Below are 1,705 nucleotides of genomic sequence, written 5' to 3' on the forward strand. Positions count from 1 at the left end.
GCCAACCCCGACCTCCAGGGGGATGGCCAGCTCGGCGGCAGCGGACATCAGTTCCACGACCTTCGCCTGCACCGCGTCCAGCTGCTCTTCGGCCACTTCCAGCACCAATTCATCGTGCACCTGCATAATCATCTGCGCAGCGGGTTGCTCGTCCTGTAAGTAGCGGTCAACCGCAATCATCGCGCGCTTAATAATATCGGCGGCGCTGCCCTGCATCGGCGCATTAATCGCCGTGCGCTCGGCGGCCTGACGGCGCTGCCCGTTGCGCGCATTGATTTCCGGCAGGTGCAGGCGACGGCCAAACAGGGTTTCCACATAGCCTTTCTCGGCGGCCAGCGCACGGGTGTCGTCCATATAGCGGCGCACGCCGGGGTAGCGCTCGAAATACAGGTCGATGTACTGCTGGGCCTCGTTGCGGCCGATGTGCAGCTGACGCCCCAGGCCAAAGGCAGACATGCCGTAAATCAAGCCGAAGTTAATCGCCTTGGCGTTGCGGCGCTGCTCGTCACTCACCTCATCGAGCCCAACCCCAAACACCTCGGCGGCGGTGGCGCGGTGAATATCTTCGCCGTTTTTAAAGGCCTTGATCAGCCCCTCGTCGCCGGACAGGTGGGCCATGATCCGCAGCTCGATTTGCGAGTAGTCGGCCGCCAGAATTTTGTAGCCCTTGGGCGCGACAAACGCCTGGCGAATACGCCGACCCTCGGCGCTGCGGATGGGGATATTCTGCAGATTGGGGTCCGAAGAAGACAGGCGCCCGGTGGCCGCTACCGCCTGGTGATAGGAGGTGTGAACCCGGCCGGTGTGCGCATCGATCAGCTGCGGCAATTTGTCTGTGTAGGTCGACTTGAGCTTGGCCAGACTGCGGTAGTCGAGAATCACCTGGGGCAGGGGGTAGTCGTGAGCCAGCTCCACCAACACCTCTTCGGCGGTAGACGGCGCGCCCTTCGGCGTTTTGCGAATCACCGGAATTTCCAAGCGCTCGAACAGGATCTCACCGAGCTGCTTGGGCGACGACAGGTTAAACTCACCACCGGCGATGTCATAGGCCTGCTGCTCCAGCTCCTTCAGCTTGCCGGCAAGCTCCATGCTCTGGCGGGCCAGCATCTCCCGGCTGATCAACGCACCATTGCGCTCAATGCGCGACAGCACCGGCACCAGCGGCAACTCAATTTCCCGGTAGACCGCGTCCAGGCGGCCCTGCTCGCGCAAGCGCGCCGACAGCCGCTGGTGCAGTCGCAGGGTGATATCGGCGTCTTCGGCGGCGTAGGGCGCGGCCTGCTCCAGGGCAATCTGGTTAAAGCTCAGCTGCTTGGCACCCTTGCCGGCAATGTCTTCAAAGTGAATCGTCGACTCGCCGAGGTATTTCAACGCCAGGCTGTCCATATCGTGGCGGCTGCCGGTGGAATCCAGCACATAGGATTCCAGCATGCTGTCTTCGGCAATGCCGCGCAAACAAATACCGTGGTTGGCCAGCACATTGGCATCGTATTTCAGGTTCTGACCCAGCTTGGCAACATCGGGGTCTTCCAACAGGGGCTTCAGCGCGCCCAACACCTGCTCCTCGCTCAGCTGCGGCGGGGCGTCGATATAGTCGTGGCCAAAGGGGACATATGCCGCCTGGCCGGGCTCAATGGCAAAGGACACCCCCACCACCCGCGCCTGCATATAGTTCAGACTGGTGGTTTCAGTGTCAAAGGCAAAC

Annotated in this window: 1 protein-coding gene; it reads right to left on the bottom strand. The window is 61.8% G+C overall.

The window, feature by feature from the left end:
- On the bottom strand, positions 1–1,705 hold a 1,705-nt coding region (gene polA, locus ABYM29_RS15640; RefSeq protein ID WP_372865721.1), incomplete at both ends, for a DNA polymerase I.

The organism is Spongiibacter sp. (assembly GCF_041602295.1).
Lineage (GTDB): Bacteria > Pseudomonadota > Gammaproteobacteria > Pseudomonadales > Spongiibacteraceae > Spongiibacter.